Below are 305 nucleotides of genomic sequence, written 5' to 3'. Positions count from 1 at the left end.
GGCCAGGAGCCGTCGGTGCGGTGGCTCGGTGACCTCGCGGTCGCGACGGTCGGGCGGCTCGAAGAGCTCGGCGTCGCCGTACGACGGGTCTCCGCATGATTACCCCACGAAGCTTTTCTCCTCCGCTTCGCTCCTCCGAAAACTTCGCGGGGACCCCATCATGAGTACCCCCACCTTCCCTCCGCCTGCGGCACCCCCGCCGCACCCGCCGCACCCCGCCGGGCCGCGCGTCCGCGAGGGCGACGACCTCAGCAGCAGTGGTCCGATGCTGCTCGTCGCCGAGGGTCGCCGGCGCGGCGCCATGC

It is taken from the genome of Nocardioides sp. CPCC 206348 (assembly GCF_048654705.1).
Taxonomy (GTDB): domain Bacteria; phylum Actinomycetota; class Actinomycetes; order Propionibacteriales; family Nocardioidaceae; genus Nocardioides.
This window is presented reverse-complemented; position numbering follows the sequence as displayed.